The sequence below is a fragment of the Bittarella massiliensis (ex Durand et al. 2017) genome, from assembly GCF_017566145.1.
Taxonomy (GTDB): domain Bacteria; phylum Bacillota; class Clostridia; order Oscillospirales; family Ruminococcaceae; genus Bittarella; species Bittarella massiliensis_A.
Window position 1 is genome coordinate 1 of the sequence record NZ_JABFCL010000016.1, and the last position, 21595, is coordinate 21595.

Here is a 21595-nt window from a genome sequence, read left to right on the forward strand (position 1 = left end):
CTGGCCATCCCGGTGGCACAGCCGTTTTGCGGCTATGCCACCACAAGTGCGAAGCGCGCAGTGGTATTGGCCATCAGGCGGGGAGCAAAGGGCGTTTGCGCATCTGCCCGGCCATTTTTATCACCGCATTCTCCGCCCCCTTGCGGGGCCTGGCGCCCGCCGCTCCCCGGTCCGGCGGCACCCGGGCTCCCATTTTACGCAGGCCGTTCGCCACTCCATTCGGGCAATCCCCTTGACAATTTTGTATTGCGATACATAATACAAACAACCTGTAAAACCGCGACAGTGCAAAAAGGGAGGGCCTTTCTTTGATCATCCAACTCAACTTGCAGTGCGACGTCCCCCTCTACCTGCAGCTGCAAAACCAGATCGTCCTGCAAATCGGCGAGGGGCTGGCACAGCCGGGGGAGCGGCTGTCCACCGTGCGGGAGCTGGCCGCCCATCTGGGGGTCAACGCCATGACCGTCAACAAGGCCTACGCCCTCCTCAAGCAGGAGGGATATCTGGTGCAGGACCGGCGGGCGGGGACCGCCGTGGCCGACCGCTTCCCTCCCGCTGCCGACTTCACCGCCAAGCTGGAGCGCGATCTCTCCCTGCTGACAGCCGAGTCGGGGCTGCGGGGGATCGACGAGGAGACCTTTCTGGCCCTCTGCCGCAAGCAGTACCGGCGATTTGGCAGGGGGGCCAAACCGGTGGGGGAGGGGTCGGGATGCTCGTTTTGATCTTCGGTCTCACCTATCTCATCCTCATCGCCACCACCTATGCAAACGCCCGCCGGGTCTCCAAGGAGGGGCGGCTGTTGGGGGCGACCCTCTCCCCCGCCCGCTGGGACGACGGGGAGGTACAGGCCATCCTTTGCCGCTACCGCCGACAGACCGACCTCCTCTTCCTCCTCACGGCGCTGGCGGCGGCCCCCTTCTTCTTGCTGGAACGCTGGCCCTCCCTGCTGCTGTTGCAGATGGCTTTGGTCTACGGCTGCTGTCTCTTTCTCGCCTCCCGGCTGCGGGTGGGGGCCTTTCAGTCCCTGCTGGCGCTGAAGCGGCGGCGGGGCTGGTGTTTGGGGGCGCCCCTCACCCTGCCGGTGGACCTGCGGACCGTCGCCGCCCGCCGGGAACTGCCCCTCTCCCCCCTCTGGTTCCTGCCGGCACTGGGGCTCTGCGCCGGTCTCCTTCTCCTCCTCCCCCTGGCGCGCCCCGCGATGCGCCCCGCCGCGACTTTGCTGGCGGCGCTCCACCTGGCGACCTGTCTCTTCTGCCTCTGGCGCGCGGGCAGGGGGGCGGGGCGGGTGCGCACCTACTGCGCCGACAGCGAGGTAAACCTGCGCTGCAACCGCCGGGTCTACCGGCTCTGGTCGGCCTTTTGGGCAATCACCGCCCTGGGGGAAGGGGTGTTTTTCCTCCTCCTCTTTTTCGCCCTCTTCACCCCGCAGCCCCCCAGCTTTCCCCTGGGGGCCTTCTTCCACCTCTTTGCCCTGGCGGGGGCGGGAGGCGCTCTCTTTTTTCAGGCCCGGCTGGAGCAGGTGCAGCAGGCCGCGACGACAGAGGTCAAAACACCCTTCCTCGCCGATGACGACGAGTACTGGGCCGCCGGCTATTACTGCAACCCCCGCGACCCGAGGGACCGGGCGGAGGAGCGCGACCCCTTTCTCTCCCCCTACAACCGCGCCCACCCCAGGGGGCGGTGGAAGGCGCGGGCCCCCTACCTTGTTTTGGCCCTCGTCCTCCTCCCGGTCCTGGGGCTGCTGGCGCGGCTGGACTTCACCCCCCTGCGGCTGCAAATCGACGGCGCGCAGGTGCGCATCGCCGCCCCGGCCTTCGGCTACCGCTTCGACGCCGCCGAACTGGAATCGGTCGCCCTGGTGGAGGAAATCGAGGGCAGCGCCGTGCGGGCCGGCGGCGGCAGCACCAGCGAGTACGATATGGGCAACTACTCCTCCACCGTGTACGGCCCGTGCAAGTTCTACATCTACAAGAAAAATCCGCCCTTTATTCAGATGGTGGTGGACGGGAAGGCCGTCTTTTTAAACGGCAGGACCCAGGAGGAGACGATGAGCTACTACCGAGCGCTGGAGGCGCTGACAGACGGATAACAGACAGAGGCCGCCCGAGCGGACGGCCTCTTCTCTATTGCAGCACGGCGACCTCGTCAAAACGCACCCGCTCGCTTTCCCATCTCTCCACGATTTCCCAGCCCCTTTTCCCCCACGGGAAGACGTTGCCAGCCATTTGCAACAGGGGCTGCCCCCCCTGCCCCTGTTTGAACTCTTCCCCCTCAATATGGTAGAATAAAAAGAAAAGACAGACCGCTGTGCGCTTGTCCGCCCTGGCTGCTGCCCGGGGGACGGCGGAGCCGCGGTTGGCGTGGCGCTGGGCAGGCAGAGGGAGGACCGATCTGCCCAAACGCACTTTTTAGAAGGAGGGTTTTCCATGTCTCTCTACCCATCTGTCCCCCGGCCCCAGGGGGTGGCCACCGCTGCGGGCGGGCGGGTCCATCCCGCTCCGGCGGCCCAGGGGCGGCTGCTCCTGAAGGGCGGCTACCTGGTGGACCCCAAAAACGGACGGGAGGGCCCCTTTGACCTGGCCCTGGAGGGGGACTGTGTCGCCGGGGCGGCCCCCCACATCGACCCCCGGCCCGGCGACCGGGTGATGGATTGCCGGGGGCTGTTGGTGCTGCCCGGCCTCATTGACATGCACCTGCACATGGGCGACCTCTTCGAGGTGAGCACTGCCCCCATTCAAAATGCTGTCTGCCACGGGGTGACCGTCGCCTTCACCCCCGGGGCGGGCAACACCTTTATGGCCCCCGCCCTCTTTGGGGGGGAGTTCGACCGGGGGCTCCCCCTCAGCGGGGGCTGCTACCTGGGGGCGGCCAGCCTCCTTGCCTGCCAGCTGGAGGACGGCGAACTGGCGGCCTACTTTGCCGGCGACCTGCCCTGGGACACCGCCCTGCAAAAGCTCTCCCGCGCCCCTCTGACTGCCGCCACCGGGGCGCTGGTGATGGGGGTGAAGGACCACATAGGCCACCTGATCCTCTCGGACGCGCAGATCGAGCGGCTCTTCGCCGTCACCTCCCGCGCCCGGCTGCTGCTGATGAGCCACACCCAGGACCCCGCCCACGCCGAGCGGATGGCGGCCCTGGCCGGGGGGCGGCCCCTCTACCTGGGGCACGCCTCGGCCGCCGGGTGCGGCACCCATGCCAGCGGGGCGGAGGGGATGCGCCGGGTGCTGGCCCTCTGCCGCCAGCCCAATGTCACCGGGGAGCTGGTCTCCTCCATGCTGCGGCCCGGCCGGGGCAACCGGGAGGGGCTGCGCATCGACCCCCAGGCGCAGGCGCTCTGCTTTGAGGCCCTGGCCGACGGCACCGTCTCCATCCTCTGTTCGGACGGGCAGGGCGACTGCACCATGAAGGGCTTTGGCGACACCCGGGACAACCTGCCCGCCATCCTGGAGTTGGCGGAAAAGGGGGTGCTCCCCCTCTCGCGGGCGGTGGCCACCATGACGCAAAACCCCGCCGCCTACCTGACCGAAATCACCGGTGTCCCCTTCTTCGCCGAGAAGCTGGGGCAGCTGGGGGTCGGGGCGCGGGCGAATGTGGTGCTCTGCGACCAGGGGGCCAAGCGGGCGGTCTGCACCATCGTCAACGGGGAGATGGCCGCCTTTGAGGGACGGTGTGTCCGCCGCGGGGCCGGGGCCGGGCGGTTTCTCTCCCATCTGGGGGAGGCGCACCCCTTTGGGGTGGGGAACCTGCCCCTCTGGGACAGGGCGGAGTAGAGAAGCCGCGCCCGACGGCCCGCCTTGCCGCCAGGCCCGGCGGGAAAGCCCCTTTTCCGTCCGACGGGCCAAATCGCTTAGAATCACACGGGGAGATTTTCCGCGCGGGCCGGGGCTGGAATCAATGGGTGGACGCCTTGCCGGCGGCCGGTGTTCCCTGCCTCCTGTGCGGGATGGGGTGGGAATGGCGGACGGGAGAAATCCCCGCCGGGCTTGGCACCGGCGCGGGGGTGAAAACGCGGTCGCCCTGTGTGCCGGGGCCGGCGAAGGGGGCGGCGGCTTTTGGGGCGCTGCACAGGTGGACAAACCCAATTCCCACTACACCGCCCCTGGCCCACCGTCGCCCTCCTGCCGACCCCCGCACAGACGCACAACTTGAAACAGCGGAGAATCCGCTTCCTTTTCCCACCGCCTGTCCTCCTCCCCCAGATGTGACAATTCCCCGACAAGCTGCGGCGGGGGGGGCAAAAGCCGCCCCCGCTTCTCACCCCCCGAGCCCAGGCCAAAACACGGCCGGGCGGGAGCGCTGCTCCCCCGCAGGGCGGCGGGATCACCCTGCCAGATGCGCCCGCGCCACCCGCGCCCAAACGCATCTCCCCAAACCCAACACAACCGCACCGCCTCCCTCTGCCGGGGGCGCGCGCCAACCGAGAGGAGCCTTTGCCCATGGACATGCAGGAACTGAAAACCCTTTTGAGCGAGCTCGTCCAAATTCGCTCGGACGGGCAGAACGAAGCCGCCGTCTGCGACCGCATCGAGGCGTGTTTCGCCGGCCTGCCGGTGGAGGTGCGCCGCTATCCCCACGGCCCGGGGCGGGACTCGATGGTCATCACCCTGCCGGGCAGGGATCGCGGCCGCGCCCTCTGCCTGGTGGGGCACCTGGACACCGTGCCGGTGCCCGACGCCCCCCTCTGGCAGTATGACCCCTTTGGGGGCGCGTTTGACGGCGCCTATCTCCACGGCCGGGGCGCGGTGGACATGAAGGGCGGGGCCGCCGCCATGGTCGCCGCCGCCCTCGCCTTCTTGCGGGAGGGGGTCCTTCCCCCGCTGGACCTGCGCCTGTGCTTCACCGCCGACGAGGAGACCAGCGGCATGGGGGTCTGCCTGTTGCGGGACGAGGGGGCCTTTGACGGCGCGGTGGCCGCCGTCATCTGCGAGCCCACCGGCCTGTGCCCGGGAAGCTGCGAAAAGGGCTGCCTCTGGCTGGAGGTGGAGGCCCTCGGCCTCTCCTCCCACGGCTCCCGGCCAGGGCTGGGGGTCAACGCCATCGACGGGGTGACCGCCTTTGCCGACGGGCTGCGCGCCGCCCTGGACAGCGGCGAGACCCACCCCCTTCTGGGGCGCACCACCGTCAGTCTCACCACCCTTGCCGGCGGGGTCAAGACCAACGTCATCCCCGACGCCGCCACGGGCACCCTGGACATCCGCACCCTGCCGAGCCTGGGGAGCGGCGACGTCCTCGCCCGGGCCGACCGGGTGGCCCGAGCGCTGGAGGGCCAGCGGCCGGGGCTAAAACTCTCCCTGCGGGTGCAAAACGACCGCCCCTCGGTGGCGGCCGACCTCGACAGCCCCTTCGCCCTGGCGGTGGGGGAGGCCCTGGCCGCCTGCGGCCTGCCCGGCGGGGAAAAGGGGCTCTACTTCTACACCGACGCGTCCCAGTTCATCCCCCAGACGGGGCTGCCCTTTGTGATTCTCGGCCCCGGGGACGACGCCCTCTGCCACAAGCGGGACGAGCGGGTTTCCCTGGAAGAGGTGGCCGCCGCGGCCGACTGCTACCGGGCCCTGATCGCGTCCCTCTGACCCCCGCCAACCGAAGAGGGAGAGGAAACCGCCCATGTCACAGACCACCAAGTTGGCGCTGGCGCCTCGCTGAAAAAGCTGCTGTTCCAAAAGCCGCTGGACAAAATCACCGTCACCGACATCGCCGGCTTTTACAAGTACGCCTTTGCGGGCGTCCTGCTGGACTGGATTCGCCGCGGGATGAAGGGCGAGCCCAGGCCATTGTCGGCCGCTTGCGCATCCTCATCCACGGCGACATCGCCCGGGCGCTGGAAAAGCACCGCACCGACCGCAGATAACCGCCATCTAAGAGGGAGGGCCCTTTCCGGCAGTTGCGCCGAAGGGGCCCTCCCCCCAACTTTTTTTCCCCCCCGCCTTTGCCCACCCTTTCCCTGCCTCTGCCCCGCCCGGGCCAGGGGCCGTCCAAACGCCTGTTTTGCGCCGCGCCGCCAGCTCCCGCTTTCCAGCGGGCGGGCCGTTCCTCCCCCCCGCCCCTGGCAAAGGCCGAACTGTCTGGGGCGCGACGGCCGGCCCAGACGGCGGCGAGAGAACCCCTTCCCCGCCCGCGCCGCGCCCTCCCTTTGGCAGCAGTTTTGGCGGGGGGCGGGTTGCCGGGCCGCCCCTCCCAAAAGCAGGAGAGCGCCACCCCGATCAGCCGACCGGGACGGCGCTCTTTTTATACAAAGGGGTACGGGTCACCCCTCCCCCTTGTCGATGGCGTTGTGGAGTGCACCGTCCAGCTCCCGCGCGGTGCGGAGGATGCACTGGCAGCGCACATGGGTGTCCATCAGGGGGGCCCGCCGCAGCCGCCAGCGCTGCCAGCCCTCCACGATCAGGGAGAGGACCACCGGCAGGGCCGCCGCCCCCCAGATGGCGGCGCGCCCCGCCCCCACACCCACCGCCGCCAACACCGGCGCGAGGGCCAGACAGACCAGCGCCGGGGCGGGGAGACGGCCGTAAAACCAGGCCTCCCGCACCCCCTGCGGCTCTTTGCGCACCTTGACCCACTGGTCAAGGACGTAGGCCATCTCCCTGTCCATCCGCAGGACGGTTTTTTGAAACCCCCAGTAGAGCCGGCGCAACACCCGCTCCTCTTTTGTCCGCCCGGTCCTCACAGAGCGCCACCCGCCCCTGCGGGCTGCTTGACCACCATGTTGTCGAGGGAGTAGCGACAGCACTGGGAGACCAGTTCGTTGACCGAGATGCCGTTTTCTGAAGCGCATTTTGCCAGTTCGTCCACCAGCTCTTTTTTCAGCCGGAAGGTCTTGCTGACATACTCCTCTTTTCTCACTTCAAACACCGCAATCACCGCCCATCTTTCTTACCCCCATTGTAGTGTCTGCCGCACCCCCAATAAACACCTTATTTTTGCACCCATTTTGGTGGGTGCAAATGGATGGGGAAGCTCCGCGCCAATTTGCGGCCCCCTCCCCCAACGGATCATTTAGCTTATTGAAAATCTGGCTTGCAGGCGGCAAAAGCCCTCCTAGCTGCCCGCAGAAAAGCAGTATACACCTGTTTTCTATTGCCGTGTTGATTTCACTATTGCACGATAGTAAAAAGATGAGTTGCTCAAACCCCTGCCGTAAAATCCTTTTGTCGCGCGTCCTCCCGCGCAATTAGAGTACGACCATCTCCGCAAAAAAACAAGACGATTAAAATCCCCATACCCTGTGCGCTCTCCTTCCTTTAGCCGAAAGTGCTCTCAGCCGCCGCCCGGCCACTTCTTTTAGGCGGTCTGCAAGATCAGTACCCGCTTTTCTCCGTCCTGCCGTTGACTTTGGAGACGGGCCACCGTAAAATCATCATATAGAAACTACGCCATTTTCTATGCGAGGGGAACAGATTGAAAGCCAACTATAAAAATCTGTTCGCAGGTCTCGTCGGTCTCGCTCCCGTGCGGGGGATGTGGATTGAAATACAATCACCTGGCCCGGTGGCTCCGACCGAATCAGCCCAGCTCCTTTCATCACGCCAGTCCTATTTACCCTGGCTGACCGTCGAGCTTTCCACGTAGGAAGACATCACATTAATTTACAGCAAACCTTTTCTCTCGATAGATAATTTATCCATTGAGAATCCGACTTGCAGACGGCAGAGGTTTTCTCTGTCCGCGGAAAAACAGTATACACCTATTTTTATCGCTACATCGATCTCATTATTGAACGGTAGTAAATAGAAGTGCGCCAATCCATACTGTAAATTATCTTCAAGCTTCTCTATCCTTTTGCAAAAAATGGAATATGGTTAATCTGCCCTACGACTAAATTCTCTATACCCCGTCGTACTCTGTGCGGACACATGGGCAAAAATTGTAAGATAAACGCTGCTACATCAGAAAGTATCCTTTCTAGAGATATAAAAAGGATGTATTTATAGTCTTGCACTTTTTCACTTTGCAAAAGTTAATGGCAAGATTTTGACATATTTTTTAATATCGGTAAGCTAGATAAAACAACTGTTTCTAATACAAATGGAGGAACAAATTGTATGGAGCATTTTGGAGTAAAATTAATTAAAAGAAAATATTCCTTTAAATTAAAGCGGGAAGAATTTGCATTAATAAGCACCAAACCTTCATTGCCTATGTTTGATTATCTGGTAAAAAAAGATGCATATACAGACAAGACAGGCACCAGATATAGAAAAGAATGGTGTGAAGAATATAGAAAACTTTGTCTCCAGAACTTTGACCTCAACATGAAATATTTTAGTCTTTTAGACAGAGAAGAATTTAACAATACAATTTACGAATTCTTAAAAAAACATAATGGATTTTGCAAAATCAGCAATTTGTTTGACTATAACAAGGTAAGTGGGTATTATTTAATGATTCTGGACGAATATAAGCAAGTATATATCGGGAAAGCCGCTAATATAAAGAGAAGAATTCAGCAGCATTGGTCTTCTTCAAAACCATTTGATCGCACGTTATTTCCAATGTATGAGTCAACGACATCTTGCTTCTCTATTGATTTTTTTCGAGCACTGGACACAACAAGAATATATGTTTGGAAAAAGTCTTTATCCGATGGAGTTGAAAAAAAGTTAATTGAAGATTTCCCCAAAATCTATGTAACTAACCGTATTGGTGGAGGCATTTCAAATGGGATAGAAGCACTTTCTACAATTCACAAACGCATTTTTCAGTAGACTTAATTGTTTTCGTTTTTAAAACCATCTAATAAGCGATTTGATATTCACTTGTCAGCCTCTCAAAAATATTGAAAGGGATTGCAAAATGGATTTTTCAAGAGAAGAATTGACGGAAGCCAAGCGGCAGATCGAATCGACCCTGCACAAGCTGCGGGAGACGGTAAAGACGCTGACGGCAAAGGAGCACCCCGAGCGATACCGATCACAGCTCACCCTGGCCACCCGGCGGGTATTGCCGGTTTGGCCGGCAAAGACGACGGCACAGGTCGTGAAAACTCCTCCTTCTAAAAAGGGACCCTTTCCCCCATGATGACCTCTTTTCAGCGAGATACAGGGGCATTTTGCAGGGATTTTTGTTGTATCCTGTAAGTATAAAACTATTTGTATAATTGGATGGGCGCTTTCTGCCGTCCATTGCCGAATGACAGAAGAAGGGAGGGTGCAGGCGCACCCTCCCTTCTCGGCTATCTATCACTTCAAATGCCCGCCAATGTCGGACGGCGTTCCCACTGGGGGGACGGCTGCGGCTGGCCGGTGAAAAGGGGAAGTCCTTTACAGTCCCAGCCCGTCGGCCCAGGCCTTTGGTTCCGCCCTCGACGCGCCGGCGCGAAAGCACCTGCCCGCCCGCAGGTCGGCCCCGCTGCAGGAGGCCTGCAATCCCTGGTTGGTGCGGCCCATGCCGCTGCCGCCGGAGGTGGCGAAGGGGACGATCACCTTGCCGCTGAAGTCGTAACTCTCCAAAAAGGTGTTGATGATGGTCGGCGCCAGGTACCACCAGATGGGGAAGCCCAGGTAGATCACGTCGTACCCCTCCATCCCCTTCAACTGGGCGGCGATGGCCGGGCGGGCGGCGGCGTCCCCCATCTCGACGGTGGCGCGGCTGCCGTCGTCGCTGCAATTCAGGTCCCCGGCTGTGTAGGGGATCTCCGGCTCGATTTTATAGAGGTCGGCTCCCAGGGTCTGCGCCGCATAGCGGGCCAGGGTCTCGGTGTTCCCTGTGGCCGAAAAATAGGCCACCAGTACCCGGGGCGGCACTTCCCCGCTCTCCCCCCCCTCGCTCCCCTCGGTGGGGGCCGACTGGCTGGGCGAGGGGGCGGTCTGGCCCCCGTCCGCCGGCGCGCCGCAACCTGCCAGGCAGCAGAGCGCCAGGACGGCTGCCAACAGACGCACGCGCTTCACAATCTCTCGCTCCCTTCTCCCGTCTGGCCGGGCGCTCTCACCGCTGGCCGGACGCCCGCTCCACCGCGCGGATCAAATAGTCCACCGCGTCCACCTTTCGCTGCACCGCGTGCAGATCGTCCATCAGGGCCTTTCTCTGCCGGTGGAGCAGCGGCAGCCGGTCGGTGGCGCAGCGCAGATACTGCCGCCGCGCCTCCCCCGGAAAGCCGCAGTCCAAAAGGCAGCGCTCGGTGTCGGCGGCAGAGGGTGTTTCTCTCTCCATCTCTTCTCCTTCCCTCTGCCAACAGGATACACAGCCAAGTGAAAAATAGCAAACAGTTGTTGTGCATCGTTTACCATCGTTGACAGGAATGGTAGTGCAGAGTACCCTAAAGGCGAAACGACCTGCACAGGGGGGAAAAGAGAGATGATCGAGACCAGGTTGCTGCACTACTTTCTGGCCGTCGCCAGGGAGCAAACCATCACCCGGGCGGCCGAGACCCTGCACCTCACCCAGTCCACCCTCTCCAAACAGATGATGGATCTGGAGCGGCAGCTGGGCAAACAGCTCTTTATTCGGGGAAAGCGGCGGCTGACCCTGACGGAGGAGGGCAACTTTCTCCGCCACAAGGCGCAGGAGATTTTGGAGCTGATCGGCAGTACCGAGTCGGCCTTTCACACCGAGGGGGAGATTTTGAGCGGGGACATCACCATCGGCTGCGGCGAGACCGCGGCGATGGATCGAATCGCCGCGGTCTACCAGGCCTTTCACCGACAGCACCCGGAGGTGCGGCTGCACACCTTCAGCGGCGACGCGGAATCAGTTTTGGAACGGCTGGACAGGGGGCTGGTGGACATGGGGCTGCTCCTGGGACCCATCCGCCAGGAGCGCTTTGACTACCTGAACATCCACCAAAAGGACACCTTCGGCCTGTTGATGCCCCGGGATCGCCCCCTGGCCGGGCAGGACGCCATCGGGGTAGAGCAGCTTGGCTCCCTGCTGCTGATCCTGTCCAAACAGACCTTTTCCGGCCGCCAGGAGCTGGACTGGTTTGGGGTGGACAGCGGTGCCCTTCAGGTCGTCGCCACCTACAACCTGGTCTACAACGCCACCTTTTTGGTGGAGCGGGGGATCGGCTACGCCCTCTGTTTAGAGGGGCTGGTGAACACCCAGGGGCGCGACCTGACCTTTCGCCCCATCGAGCCGGAGCTGTCGGTGGGGCTGTACATTGCCACCAAAAAATACCAGACCTTCTCCCCCGCCGTCAAGGCCTTTCTGGAGCAGGTCCGGGAGGCGGTGGGGTAGGGGATCTTTGTGGGGAGACACGGCCTGTTTTTGGGGGAGGGCTGTTGGACCGATGTCCCCCCTGCCTTTTACCCGCGGGCCGCCTCGAGCGCATGTCGCCGGGCGGGCAAAATAGGGGGCCGCACGCCAACTGGTGTGCGGCTCCCCGTTTCACATCTGCCTTATGCTATGCGGCGCAGGCGAAAAGCAAACCGCCTCCCAGAAAGGCCGGGTGCGGTTTGGGGGCGGCAGACTGCCGCTGGGTTTGCGCCACACAGAGGCAGTCCTTTGGGCGAGGGTGCTAACTTCCAACAAAAAAAGCCCCAAACGCGACTGGCGCGCCGAGGCCCTCAACTGTGAAATGTTGACAAACTGGATACCCCGTCACAGTCGCATGGGCAAAAGAAAACGCACCCCACGAAAGTGAGGTGCGCATCTCGGAAGCGGCAGATCGCCGCTGAGAAGCGCTGACAAAAAAGACACCTGTTTCGGCACAGGCATAAAAGAAAACACACCCCACAAAATGAGGTGTGTGACTTGGGTGCGGCAACTTGCCGCTGGTTGGACCGGCAGGATTCGAACCTGCGGAATGACGGAGTCAAAGTCCGTTGCCTTACCCCTTGGCGACGGTCCAATAAAATGTTTAAAGCTGTGAAGGTCGTTCACAGCTTTAAACACACATATGGGGTGGATAGTGGGATTCGAACCCACGATCTCCAGAGCCACAATCTGGCGTTCTAACCAAGCTGAACCATACCCACCATAATGGCGCGCCTAAAGAGACTCGAACTCCTGACCCACTGCTTAGAAGGCAGTTGCTCTATCCTGCTGAGCTATAGGCGCATAGTTGTGGCGACTGCCGCCTGTGTGGCAAACCGGCAGGAGCGCTGGAGCGGGTGATGGGAATCGAACCCACGTAGCCAGCTTGGAAGGCTGGAATTCTACCATTGAACTACACCCGCATGTGGCAGCGATAGTTATTTTACCACACCACTTCCCTTCTTGTCAAGCCAATTGCGCTACAAAATCGCAACCTTTGTGTACCGAGTAGAGAGGTGGGCCCGGGAAGTGCGCCGGCCCGCATATCCCTCGACATGCAGCCCCAAAAAGGCCGAAAATGCCTAAAGGGGGGCAAGGGTGGGAGATGCCCAATCCCCTCCCCAAAAGGGCGGGGAACCCGCTTGGAAGGAGGCCAACGGCGGAGAATGGGAAAAGCCCGCCCGAGACGCCCCCATGTCCCCGCCGGCCCCTCCGAGCGCCCTCTCTCTGCGCTGCCGGGACTGCCGCGGCTTTTTCGCCGCAGGGGCGCAGGGAAAGTACACGGCGCCCTCTCCTCGAGCAGCACTTCCCCAAAAGCCCCTTTGTGTTTAAAATTCCCCCTTGCCTTACCTTGCCCTACCTTGCCCTGCGCAAAGCCGCTTTTCCACACAGTCAGGCCGTTTGCCCCCTTTCCCCCGCCACCGCAAAGAGCGCCCCTGCGGGGCCAAAACTCCGCAGAGGCGCTCTTTTTGGTTGGGGACTAAATCACATGGCGGCGACGATGAGGCCCTCCTCGCCCACGGTGACGGCGATGTCGGTGGGCGGGGCGGCAAACTGCTGCACAATGAGTTCGCTCACCGGGTCCTCCACCTCGCGGCGGATGCACTTGGCAATGCTGCGGGCGCCGGCCTTCTCGTCAAAGGCCTTCTGGGCGATGAAGCGCAGGGCGTCGTCGCCGTAGCGCAGGGCAATCCCCCGCTTGGCGATGGACTCGGCCAGCTCCTTCATCTGCATTCCGGCGATCTTGGCGTACTGCTCCACGTTCAGGGGGTCAAAGACAATGATCTCGTCCACCCGGCCCAAAAACTCGGGGCGCAGGAATTCAGAGAGGGATTTCTTGGCGTTCTCGCGGGAGACCTCGGCCTTGGTCTTGGCAAAGCCCATGGCGTTCTGGTTGCGCTCGCTGCCGGCGTTGGAGGTCATGACGATGATGGTCTTTTCAAAGTTGACCCGGCGGCCGTGGGCGTCGGTGATGCGGCCCTCGTCGAGGATTTGCAGGAGGATGTTGAGGACGTCGGGATGGGCCTTCTCGATCTCGTCCAGGAGGATGACCGAATAGGGTTTGCGCCGCACCTTCTCGGTGAGCTGCCCGGCCTCGTCATAGCCCACATACCCCGGAGGGGAGCCGATGATCTTGGAGACCGAGTGCTTTTCCATGTACTCGGACATATCCAGCCGGATGAGGGGGTCCACCGAGTCAAAGAGGATGGAGGACATGACCTTTACCAGTTCGGTCTTCCCCACCCCGGTGGGCCCCACAAAGATGAAGGAGGCGGGGCGGTGCTTGTCGGTCAGCTGCACCCGGTGGCGCTTGATGGCCTTGCAGAGTTGGTCCACCGCCTCGTCCTGGCCGACGATCTTCTGGTGGATGGCCTCTTTCAACCCGGCCACCTTCTGCAGTTCGGTCTCCTTGATTTTGGAGGCGGGGATGCCGGTCCAGAGCTGGATGACGGTGGCCAGGTCGTCCTCGGTCACCTGGACCGAGCAGGCCGCGGGCTCCAGTTCCAGCAGCCGGTCTTTGAGCTGCAGCACCCGGCTCTTGACCTCGGCCAGCCGCTCGTAGTCGATCTCCTCCCCCTTCTCCTGGGCGCTCTCAATGTCCCGCTGCTCCTGCTGCAGGGCGTCGTACTCCTTGCCCAGCTTCTCGTACTCGGCCAGCTCTTTGCTAGCCAGGGAGGCACAGGCGCAGGCCTCGTCGATCAGGTCGATGGCCTTGTCGGGGAGGAAGCGGTCGGTTATGTAGCGCTCGGACATCTCCACGGCGGCGGCGACGATGTTGTCGCTGAGTTTGACCTTGTGGTAGCGCTCATAGTACTGCTTGATGCCCCGCAGCACCTCGGTGGCGTCCTCGATGGAGGGCTCCTCCACCTTGACGGGCTGGAAGCGGCGCTCCAGGGCGGCGTCCTTCTCGATGTACTTGCGGTACTCGTCGTAGGTGGTGGCGCCGATGACCTGAATCTCCCCTCGGGAGAGGGCGGGTTTGAGGATGTTGGCGGCGTTCATCGACCCCTCGGAGTCGCCGGTACCCACCAGGTTGTGGATCTCGTCGATGAAGAGGATGATGTTGCCCAGGCCCTTGACCTCGCTGATGAGGCCCTTCATCCGGCTCTCGAACTGGCCCCGGAACTGGGTGCCCGCCACCAGGGAGGTCAGGTCCATCAGGTAGATCTCCTTGTCGGCCAGCCGGGCGGGGACGTCTCCCGAGGCGATGCGCTGGGCAATCCCCTCGGCGATGGCGGTCTTGCCGACGCCGGGCTCGCCGATGAGGCAGGGGTTGTTCTTGGTGCGCCGGGAAAGAATCTGGGTCACCCGGTAGACCTCGCTGTCCCGGCCGACAATGTTGTCCAGCTTCCCGTCCAGGGCCTTTTGGGTGAGGTTTTCACAGTAGGTGTCCAGGTACTTGCGCTTGGGGCGCGCCTCTCCCTTTTTCTTCTTCGGGGGCTGTTTCTGGCCCTCCTTGGGGGGCTCGGCACTGGTCTCCGGCACCCCGCCGTTTTGGAACATGTTGAGGAAGGGGAAGGTGGCGGAACCGCCGGCCTCAAAGTCGGACTCCTCCCCCTCGGGGCTCTGGCCGGCCAGCTCCATGAGCTGCTCGCTCATGGCTTCGATGTCGTCGTCCCCAATGCCCATTTTATCCAGCAGGTCGTTGACCGGTTTGACCCCCAGTTCCTTGGCGCAGGTGAGGCAGAGGCCCTCGTTGATGGTCTTGTCCCCCTCCATCCGGGTCATAAAGACCACGGCCATACGTTTTTTACAGCGCGAACAAAGCATAACAATAACTCCTAAACTCAAAGGTCCCCGCCGGGCAAGCTCGCCCGGGGGCGCGAAATAACGAGACTATTATACACCAATCTGGTAAAAAAGGGTACTGGAATCATCAAGAAAACGGGAGAGCACACGCCCTCCCGCCGACAAATTGATTGTTCACTGGTGCCCGATGGACAGTATACCAAATATCCGCCCTAAATAAATGGACCCATTTTGTAGAAAATGTTAAAAAGATATGACTGGGAGATGACCTCACCGTTGACGCCCGGCCAGCCGCCGGTGAGAGAGATGAGCAGCCCCAGCACCGCCGCCGACAGAAAGAGGATGAGGCAGCCCTGCAACACCCCCAGCAGCGCCCCCAGAAAGTGGTTGGCCCCGCTGATGAGGGGGAGGTGGTTGAAGATGTCGAAGGCCCGGGCGATGAGTCCCACGGCAATGCCAAAGAGGACGAGCAAGACCAGAAAAAAGGCCATGTGCAGGGCCATCACCACCACCGGCCTGCAGGCGTAGTCGGTGACGGCGGCGGCCATCCCCTCGGCCCCTTTGGAGAGGGACTGCTCCAGCTGGTGGGCGGCGATCTGTCCCTCCTCGCCGCTGAGGTGGGCCAGCCAGCCGGCCCATTTCCCCATCCCCTGCTGGAGGGCGGCCCCCGCGTCGGCGCCGGTAAAGCCCTGCAGGTTTTGCAGCACGCTGTCGTAGACCGGTTGGCGGACAAAGCGGGCAAAGACCCAGCGGGCCGCCGGCTCGCTGGCAAAATAGGCCCCGGCCAGGGCCGCCAGCCCCCCCACAAAACTCACCAGGGTGCGCATAAAACCCCGCTTGGCGGCCGCGCAGGCGGCAATGATGACGACCAGCAGGGCGGTCAAATCGTATACAAGCCAGATCACCGGCGGGCCCCCTTTCTCTGTCTATTTGGGTGCGGACAGCCTCAAAGGGGCTACAGGGTCAATTTTTCCAGGCTGTCGTTGGTCTGCACAAAGAGGGTCTTGCCGGTCCCGCTCAGGTCCAGACAGGGCTTGCCGATGTCGGTGGTGGAGAGGACAGAGCCGTCCTTTTTGTAGACGGTGAGCTCGCTGTGGCCGAGGACCGCGATCTTCCCCCCGGCGGCGTAGACCCCCACGATCTCGTGGCCCACCTCCACCGTGGCCTTGACCTGCCCCTTCTGCCCCACCAGCAGCACCTTGTTCAGGTGGCTCTGGGTGTTGTCCCCCAGGGCCACGGCGTAGTCGCCGCTGCCGATGTTGCCAATGGCGAGAACACTGCCCTCGAAGGCGGTGCTCCCCGCCAGGGAGCCGTCTTTTTTCAGGGCAAAGACCTGGTCGTCACAGACCAGTTGGATATAGCTGCCCTCCCACTGCATCTGCAGGGCGAGGGATCCGGGAAAGGCGGTGCGGGAGAGCTCCTCCTCCCGGTGGATGTTCAGGGCATAGACCACGGTGGTGATCCGCCCGTCCACCGCGCCCACACAGGCCACCGCCAGATTCCCCCCGCTGCCCATGGAGACCGAGAGGATGTACTCCTTGGAGGAGGACCAGCTGAAGAGCAGCTGCTGGTTGCGGTCGTAGACCGAGACCTGACCCAGGTACCGATCAGAGCCGGTGGCCACCGCCACATTGCCGCTGGCGTCCACGTCGGCGTCGACGATGGTCGTCTCGGCGGCTTTCTTGTAGACCTGGGTGGTCTTGGAGTAGAGGGCGAACTCCCGGTTGCCCCGGTCAAAGACCACCGTGTTCCCCCCCCGCACCTTCATCTGGGGCTCGTCCATACTGTGGGGGATGTTCTTCACCTGTTTGGCGCTCTTGTTGTAGGTGATGATCTCGCTGTCGGTCAGGACTTCCAGCGCCCCCATGGTGGAACACTGCATATCCCGGGGGACCCCGCTGCCCAGATCCAGGGGATAGCCCTCCCCCTTTTGCCAGTTGGAGGTCATGTTGCCCCAAAGGGCGCCCAGGTTTTCCGCCGTGAGGAGGTGGCGGTAGCTGTACCCCACCACCAGCACCACCGCCAACAGGGCCAGCAGAATCAATTTTTTGACGGTCTTCTTCCGCTTTTTCTTGCGGCGGGCGATTTCGATGTCAGAGAGTTCCCGCACGGGGAGTCACCTTCTTTCTCACCAGAGTGTGGGGGCCAGGGAGCGCACCGCTTCCCAGCCGGGGAGGTCGTAAAAGACCCGGTCCAGGTAGAGGCCCCGGGCCGGGGCGGTCTGGCCGGCCTTCAGCCGGTCCCTGCCGGCCAGGAGGGCGTTGACGTCGGCGGGGAGGAGACCCCGCTCCATCTCCACCGCGGTGCCCACCAGAATGCGCACCATGTTGTAGAGAAAGCCGTCGGCCCGGGCGGTGAAGAGCAGCCGCGGCCCCTCCCGGCGCACCGAGAACTCCTCCAGACAGCGGACGGTGTCCTCCTGCTCGGTCTTGGGTGAGCAGACGGCCCGAAAGTCGCGGCGGCCCTCAAACTGGCGGCAGATGGCGTTGAGCCGTCCCTCGTCCAGCCGCCCGGCCTGTTGCCAGCAGAGGTCGGCCCCAAAGGGGGGGCGGCAGTGGCTCTCCAGCAGGCGGTAGCTGTACGCCTTGCCCAGGCAGTCATAGCGGGGATGAAAGCCCGCCGGCACCTCCCTGGCGTGGTAGACGGCGATGTCTGGGGGGAGATGAAAGTTCAGTGCCAGGGGGATCTTTTCGCAGGGGATCGGCCGCTCGGTGCCAAAGGAGAGGCAGAACATGTTGGCGTGCACCCCCGCGTCGGTGCGGGAGCAGCCCTTCACGTCGGGCCGGTGGCCCAGCACCCGCTCCAGCGCGTCCTGGATGGCCGCACAGACGCTGGGGGCGTTTTTTTGCACCTGAAAGCCGTGGTAGGCGGTACCCCGATAGCACAGGGCGATGAGGATGTTTCGCATAGGCCCCTCCCATGGGTGGTTTAGAGGTAGTTGAGCAGAATGCAGCCGGCCACCACCGCGGCCATGCAGAGGACGGCGCCGCCGTCCACCAGCCGCAGCCGCAGCTGCTTCATCCGGGTGCGGCCCTCCCCCCCCTGGTAACAGCGGCACTCCATGGCCAGGGCCAGTTCGTCCGCCCGGCGGAAGGAGGAGACAAAGAGGGGGATGAGGATGGGGATGAGGGACTTGACCCGCTTCATCAGCCCGCCGGAGTCGATGTCGGCCCCGCGGGATTTCTGGGCGGCCATGATCTTGTCGGTCTCCTCCACCAGGGTGGGGATGAAGCGCAGGGTGATGGTCATCATCATCGCCAGCTCATGGGCGGGGAAATGGAGCTTGCTCAAGGGGGCAAGCAGCCGCTCCAGCCCATCGGTGAGGGCGATGGGAGAGGTGGTGTAGGTCAACAGCGAGGTGCCGGCGATGAGGCAGACGATGCGCACCGACATGACGGCGGCAAAGCGCAGCCCCTCCCAAGTGATGTGAAAGACCCAAAATTCCCAGATGGGCTCGCCGGTGACAAAGAACATGTTGAGGACGCCGGTGAAGATCACCAGGGGGATCACCGGCTTGAGGCTGCGGAGGATGACCTTGATCTTGATTTTGGCCAGGGCGTAACAGAAGAGCAGGAAGGCCCCCGCCAGCAGGTAGCCCCAAAAGCTGTTTGTCAGAAAGAGGGCCACCACATAGGCGATGGTCAGCAGCAGCTTGACCCGCGGGTCCATCCGGTGCAGGGGGGAGTGGCCGGTGAAGTACTGGCCGATGGTGATGTCCTTGATCATCTCGCCGCCCCCCTCTCTGCCAGCAGGCGCAAAATTTCTTCCTTGGCCTGGGCCACGGTGTAGACGGTGTCGCTCACCGGGTAGCCCCGCTGCCGCAGGGCCCTGAACACCTGGGTGATCTGGGGGATGCCCAGGCCGATGGCGCGGATCTCCTCGGCCCGGGAGAAGACCTCGTCCACCGTGCCGTAGAGGAGGACCCCGGTGTCGTTTAGCACCAGCACCTTGGTGGCGAACTTGGCCACGTCCTCCATCGAGTGGGAGACCAGCAGCACCGTGTTCCCCTTTTCGGCGTGGTATGCCTTGATCTGGCCCAGGATCATATCCCGGCCCCGGGGGTCCAGACCGGCAGTGGGCTCGTCGAGGATCAAGACCTCGGGGTCCATGGCCAGCACCCCGGCAATGGCCACCCGGCGCTTCTGCCCGCCGGAGAGCTCAAAGGGGGACTTGTCCAGCATCTCCTCCCCCAACCCCACAAAGCGGGCCGCGTCCCGCACCCGGGCGTCCACCTCCCCCTGGGAAAGGCCCATGTTCTTGGGGCCAAAGGAGATGTCCTTGTAGACGCTCTCCTCGAAGAGCTGGTACTCGGGGTACTGAAAGCAGAGCCCCACTTTAAAGCGGAACTTGCGGAGCTGCTCCTTGTCCTGCCAGATGTCCTCCCCGTCGATGAGGACCTGGCCCGAGGTGGGGCGCAGCAGCCCGTTGAGCTGCTGGATAAGGGTGGATTTGCCCGAGCCGGTCTGGCCGATGACCCCCACGAACTCCCCCCGCTCGATCTGCAAGTTGACGTCCTGAAGGGCCACCTTTTCCGTCGGCAGGCCGGGGTTGTAGACATACCCCAGGCCCCGGGTCTCAATCACCGGCGCGCTCATCTCTCCACCTCCCCCAACAGGCCGCAGAGGGCCTCGACACAGTCTGTCACCGAGAGGGCGTCCTCGGGACAGTCGATCCCCTCCCGGCGCAGCTGGTAGAGCAGTTCGGCGGTCTGGGGCACGTCCAGGCCGATGGCCTGCAGCTCCTCCACCCGGGCAAAGACCGCCGCCGGGCTGTCGTCCATGAGGATTTCGCCGTCGTTCATCACCACCACCCGGTCGGCCTGGGCGGCCTCGTCCATGTAGTGGGTGATGAGGGCCACTGTCATCCCCGCCCGGTTGAGTTCGCGCAGGGTGGCGAGGATGCGGCGGCGGCCGTGGGGGTCGAGCATGGCGGTGGGCTCGTCGAGGACGATGCAGTCCGGCCCCATGGCCAGCACCCCGGCGATGGCCACCCGCTGTTTCTGCCCGCCAGAGAGCTGGTAGGTGGCGCTCTCCCGCCGGCTCGCCATCCCGGTCTGCTCCAGCGCCCAATTCACCCGCTGGCGAATCTTCTCCGGCGCAACGCCCAGGTTTTCAGGGGCGAAGGCCACGTCCTCCTCGACGATGGTGGCGACGATCTGGTTGTCGGGGTTTTGAAAGACCATCCCCACCTTCTGGCGGATGTCGAAGATCCGCTCGTCGTCGCGGGTGTCGATCCCCTCGACCAAAACGGTCCCCTCGGTGGGGAGGAGGATGCCGTTGAGGTGCTTGGCCAGGGTGGATTTGCCGCAGCCGTTGTGCCCCAAAACAGCCAAGAACTGGCCGCCCGGCACCGAGAGGGTGAGGTCTTTGAGGACGGTTTCGCCCTGTCGCCCCTCCCTGCTGTACCGAAAGACCAGGTCTCTGCACTCGAGTAAATTCTCTGCCATTTTTTCCAATGTATCTCCTAACTGGTTGTCTGTGGATGAAGGCCCCCGCTGTGCAGCGGGGCGCTGGGCCGAATCGAGGGCTGCCGGGAACCAGTCCCGGGCCAACACTGCCGGCGGGAGGAAACCGCCCCGCCGAATCAAAAAAACCGTCCTCCGCGACAGGGCCGCGGCGGGAAGCCGGTGTCAAAGCGCAAACGCCATCGGGCGGCGGGAAGCCGCCCGCCCCTGACGGCACTGTCTCACCGGGGAGCCCCAAGCGGCGGGACACGGCCCGGTTTTGCCTGTGGCAAAATCGCCAAACGGTGTTTGGCGAAGGGGGGTGTCAAAGCTCAAACGCTTTTAGCGTTTGAGCGAAGCCAGAGCGCCGTGTTCCCACAGGGGAGGGCCAGGCCGGTGGACTGCACCGGCAGGCCGATCTCGTCCGCCTCCACCCGGCCGCCCCGGCGGGGGATGAGGACGGCCCCCAGCAGGTGGGCCATCACCGAGGGGGAGAGGCCGGTGGTATAGCTGTTGAGGGCGAAGAAGAGGGGGGTGTCGGAGAGGACCTGTTGGCAGAGGCAGACCAAGTCGTAAATCTGGTCCTCCAGCTTCCACACCTCGCCCCCCGGCCCCCGGCCGTAGGAGGGCGGATCCATGATGATCGCGTCGTAGCGGTTGCCCCGGCGGATCTCGCGGGCGACAAACTTCTCGCAGTCGTCCACGATCCAGCGGATGGGGCGCTCCCCCAGGCCGGAGAGGGCCGCGTTCTCCCGCGACCAGGCCACCATCCCCTTGGAGGCGTCCACATGGCAGACGCTGGCCCCGGCCGCCGCGCAGGCCAGGGTGGCCCCGCCGGTGTAGGCAAACAAGTTGAGCACCTTTATCGGCCGGCCGGCGGCGCGGATCAAGCCGTCGAAGAGGTCCCAGTTGGCGGCCTGCTCGGGGAAGAGGCCGGTGTGCTTAAAGCCGGTGGGAGAGATTTTAAAGGTCAGCTCCCGGTAGCAAATCCGCCAGCTCTCGGGGAGTTTTTTGCGGTACTCCCAGCGGCCGCCGCCGGTCTTGGAGCGGAGGTAGCGGGCGTCGGCCCTGTCCCAGAGGGCGGGGTCTTTGGGGGTGTTCCAGATGATCTGCGGGTCGGGGCGGATGAGGAGTTTGTCCCCCCACCGCTCCAGCTTCTCCCCGCCGGAGCAGTCCAGCACCTGGTAGTCCCGCCAGTTGGCAGCCGGGCGCACG

The 21595-nt window shown here is 63.1% G+C and carries 19 protein-coding genes and 4 tRNA genes; 7 read left to right on the forward strand and 16 right to left on the reverse strand.

Annotated elements, in window-relative coordinates:
- The first annotated feature begins 308 nt into the window (after window positions 1-308).
- The 4 genes from HJY11_RS12320 (at window position 309) to HJY11_RS12335 (ending at window position 5570) form a co-directional block, all read left to right on the forward strand.
- A complete protein-coding gene (locus HJY11_RS12320) occupies window positions 309-722 on the forward strand; it encodes a GntR family transcriptional regulator (RefSeq protein WP_208076256.1) in 414 nt (137 codons plus the stop codon).
- Window positions 710-2089 (forward strand): hypothetical protein, encoded by a 1380-nt coding sequence (locus HJY11_RS12325; RefSeq protein WP_208076257.1) that lies wholly within the window; start codon window positions 710-712, stop codon window positions 2087-2089. Before HJY11_RS12320 ends, HJY11_RS12325 begins: the two co-directional genes overlap by 13 nt.
- 337 nt (window positions 2090-2426) lie before the next feature.
- Entirely contained in the window at window positions 2427-3770 is a 1344-nt protein-coding gene (locus HJY11_RS12330) for an amidohydrolase family protein (RefSeq protein ID WP_208076258.1), read from the forward strand.
- A 666-nt stretch (window positions 3771-4436) separates the two neighbouring features.
- Window positions 4437-5570: a M20 family metallopeptidase gene (locus HJY11_RS12335; protein ID WP_208076259.1), complete on the forward strand. Its 1134-nt coding sequence runs from the start codon at window positions 4437-4439 to the stop codon at window positions 5568-5570.
- A gap of 674 nt (window positions 5571-6244) precedes the next feature.
- On the opposite strand, the gene HJY11_RS12340 is transcribed toward HJY11_RS12335, so the two are convergent.
- Together HJY11_RS12340 and HJY11_RS12345 are read right to left on the reverse strand one after the other, a co-directional pair.
- Window positions 6245-6664 (reverse strand): hypothetical protein, encoded by a 420-nt coding sequence (locus HJY11_RS12340; RefSeq protein ID WP_208076260.1) that lies wholly within the window; start codon window positions 6662-6664, stop codon window positions 6245-6247.
- The gene (locus HJY11_RS12345; RefSeq protein WP_208076261.1) at window positions 6661-6849 is read right to left on the reverse strand and encodes a hypothetical protein; all 189 of its coding nucleotides are present in this window, start codon (window positions 6847-6849) and stop codon (window positions 6661-6663) included. The genes HJY11_RS12340 and HJY11_RS12345 overlap by 4 nt, the downstream gene beginning before the upstream one ends.
- Window positions 6850-8039: 1190 nt before the next feature.
- Here HJY11_RS12345 and HJY11_RS12350 point away from each other — a divergent pair.
- Both HJY11_RS12350 and HJY11_RS12355 read left to right on the forward strand, forming a co-directional pair.
- On the forward strand, window positions 8040-8702 hold the full coding sequence (locus HJY11_RS12350) for a hypothetical protein (protein WP_208076262.1): 663 nt from the start codon (window positions 8040-8042) through the stop codon (window positions 8700-8702).
- An 88-nt stretch (window positions 8703-8790) separates the two neighbouring features.
- Window positions 8791-9015 carry a hypothetical protein gene (locus tag HJY11_RS12355; RefSeq protein WP_208076300.1) on the forward strand — a complete coding sequence of 75 codons (225 nt, stop codon included), beginning with the start codon at window positions 8791-8793 and terminating at the stop codon, window positions 9013-9015.
- A 242-nt stretch (window positions 9016-9257) separates the two neighbouring features.
- Here HJY11_RS12355 and HJY11_RS12360 read toward each other — a convergent pair whose 3' ends face one another.
- Both HJY11_RS12360 and HJY11_RS12365 read right to left on the reverse strand, forming a co-directional pair.
- Window positions 9258-9740, reverse strand: a complete 483-nt coding sequence (locus HJY11_RS12360) for a flavodoxin (protein ID WP_208076292.1) — start codon at window positions 9738-9740, stop codon at window positions 9258-9260.
- Window positions 9741-9921: 181 nt separating this feature from the next.
- Window positions 9922-10146: a hypothetical protein gene (locus HJY11_RS12365; RefSeq protein ID WP_208076263.1), complete on the reverse strand. Its 225-nt coding sequence runs from the start codon at window positions 10144-10146 to the stop codon at window positions 9922-9924.
- A 144-nt stretch (window positions 10147-10290) separates the two neighbouring features.
- Here HJY11_RS12365 and HJY11_RS12370 point away from each other — a divergent pair, with 144 nt between their 5' ends.
- Window positions 10291-11169: a LysR family transcriptional regulator gene (locus tag HJY11_RS12370; protein WP_243764505.1), complete on the forward strand. Its 879-nt coding sequence runs from the start codon at window positions 10291-10293 to the stop codon at window positions 11167-11169.
- 537 nt (window positions 11170-11706) lie between these two features.
- Here HJY11_RS12370 and HJY11_RS12375 read toward each other — a convergent pair.
- From HJY11_RS12375 to HJY11_RS12430, 12 genes are all read right to left on the reverse strand, one after another.
- Window positions 11707-11782 (reverse strand) — tRNA-Gln (locus HJY11_RS12375).
- A 49-nt stretch (window positions 11783-11831) separates the two neighbouring features.
- Window positions 11832-11909 (reverse strand) — tRNA-His (locus tag HJY11_RS12380).
- Between the two features lie 5 nt (window positions 11910-11914).
- Window positions 11915-11991 (reverse strand) — tRNA-Arg (locus HJY11_RS12385).
- 45 nt (window positions 11992-12036) lie between these two features.
- A tRNA-Gly gene (locus HJY11_RS12390) sits at window positions 12037-12110 on the reverse strand.
- A gap of 562 nt (window positions 12111-12672) precedes the next feature.
- Window positions 12673-14958, reverse strand: a complete 2286-nt coding sequence (locus tag HJY11_RS12395; protein ID WP_208076264.1) for an ATP-dependent Clp protease ATP-binding subunit — start codon at window positions 14956-14958, stop codon at window positions 12673-12675.
- Window positions 14959-15149: 191 nt separating this feature from the next.
- Window positions 15150-15842: a CvpA family protein gene (locus HJY11_RS12400; protein ID WP_208076265.1), complete on the reverse strand. Its 693-nt coding sequence runs from the start codon at window positions 15840-15842 to the stop codon at window positions 15150-15152.
- A 50-nt stretch (window positions 15843-15892) separates the two neighbouring features.
- Complete coding sequence (locus HJY11_RS12405; RefSeq protein ID WP_208076266.1) at window positions 15893-17047, reverse strand: DUF5711 family protein; 1155 nt, start codon at window positions 17045-17047, stop codon at window positions 15893-15895.
- Between the two features lie 18 nt (window positions 17048-17065).
- Complete coding sequence (truA, locus tag HJY11_RS12410) at window positions 17066-17845, reverse strand: tRNA pseudouridine(38-40) synthase TruA (RefSeq protein WP_208076267.1); 780 nt, start codon at window positions 17843-17845, stop codon at window positions 17066-17068.
- A gap of 20 nt (window positions 17846-17865) precedes the next feature.
- On the reverse strand, window positions 17866-18663 hold the full coding sequence (locus HJY11_RS12415) for an energy-coupling factor transporter transmembrane component T family protein (RefSeq protein WP_208076268.1): 798 nt from the start codon (window positions 18661-18663) through the stop codon (window positions 17866-17868).
- Window positions 18660-19532 (reverse strand): energy-coupling factor transporter ATPase, encoded by an 873-nt coding sequence (locus HJY11_RS12420; protein ID WP_208076269.1) that lies wholly within the window; start codon window positions 19530-19532, stop codon window positions 18660-18662. The genes HJY11_RS12415 and HJY11_RS12420 overlap by 4 nt, the downstream gene beginning before the upstream one ends.
- The gene (locus HJY11_RS12425; protein ID WP_208076270.1) at window positions 19529-20383 is read right to left on the reverse strand and encodes an energy-coupling factor transporter ATPase; all 855 of its coding nucleotides are present in this window, start codon (window positions 20381-20383) and stop codon (window positions 19529-19531) included. The genes HJY11_RS12420 and HJY11_RS12425 overlap by 4 nt, the downstream gene beginning before the upstream one ends.
- Before the next feature lie 329 nt (window positions 20384-20712).
- Window positions 20713-21594, reverse strand: a complete 882-nt coding sequence (locus HJY11_RS12430; protein ID WP_208076271.1) for a class I SAM-dependent methyltransferase — start codon at window positions 21592-21594, stop codon at window positions 20713-20715.
- Window position 21595 lies beyond the last annotated feature (1 nt).

Excerpts from the sequence above, each read along its gene's own strand:
- HJY11_RS12325 (WP_208076257.1), top strand. The coding sequence starts at position 710 with ATGCTCGTTTTGATCTTCGGTCTCACCTATCTCATCCTCATCGCCACC.
- HJY11_RS12330 (WP_208076258.1), top strand. The coding sequence starts at position 2,427 with ATGTCTCTCTACCCATCTGTCCCCCGGCCCCAGGGGGTGGCCACCGCT.
- HJY11_RS12335 (WP_208076259.1), top strand. The coding sequence starts at position 4,437 with ATGGACATGCAGGAACTGAAAACCCTTTTGAGCGAGCTCGTCCAAATT.
- HJY11_RS12350 (WP_208076262.1), top strand. The coding sequence starts at position 8,040 with ATGGAGCATTTTGGAGTAAAATTAATTAAAAGAAAATATTCCTTTAAA.
- HJY11_RS12355 (WP_208076300.1), top strand. The coding sequence starts at position 8,791 with ATGGATTTTTCAAGAGAAGAATTGACGGAAGCCAAGCGGCAGATCGAA.
- HJY11_RS12365 (WP_208076263.1), bottom strand. The coding sequence starts at position 10,146 with ATGGAGAGAGAAACACCCTCTGCCGCCGACACCGAGCGCTGCCTTTTG.
- HJY11_RS12370 (WP_243764505.1), top strand. The coding sequence starts at position 10,291 with ATGATCGAGACCAGGTTGCTGCACTACTTTCTGGCCGTCGCCAGGGAG.
- HJY11_RS12395 (WP_208076264.1), bottom strand. The coding sequence starts at position 14,958 with ATGCTTTGTTCGCGCTGTAAAAAACGTATGGCCGTGGTCTTTATGACC.
- truA (WP_208076267.1), bottom strand. The coding sequence starts at position 17,845 with ATGCGAAACATCCTCATCGCCCTGTGCTATCGGGGTACCGCCTACCAC.
- HJY11_RS12415 (WP_208076268.1), bottom strand. The coding sequence starts at position 18,663 with ATGATCAAGGACATCACCATCGGCCAGTACTTCACCGGCCACTCCCCC.
- HJY11_RS12420 (WP_208076269.1), bottom strand. The coding sequence starts at position 19,532 with ATGAGCGCGCCGGTGATTGAGACCCGGGGCCTGGGGTATGTCTACAAC.
- HJY11_RS12425 (WP_208076270.1), bottom strand. The coding sequence starts at position 20,383 with ATGGCAGAGAATTTACTCGAGTGCAGAGACCTGGTCTTTCGGTACAGC.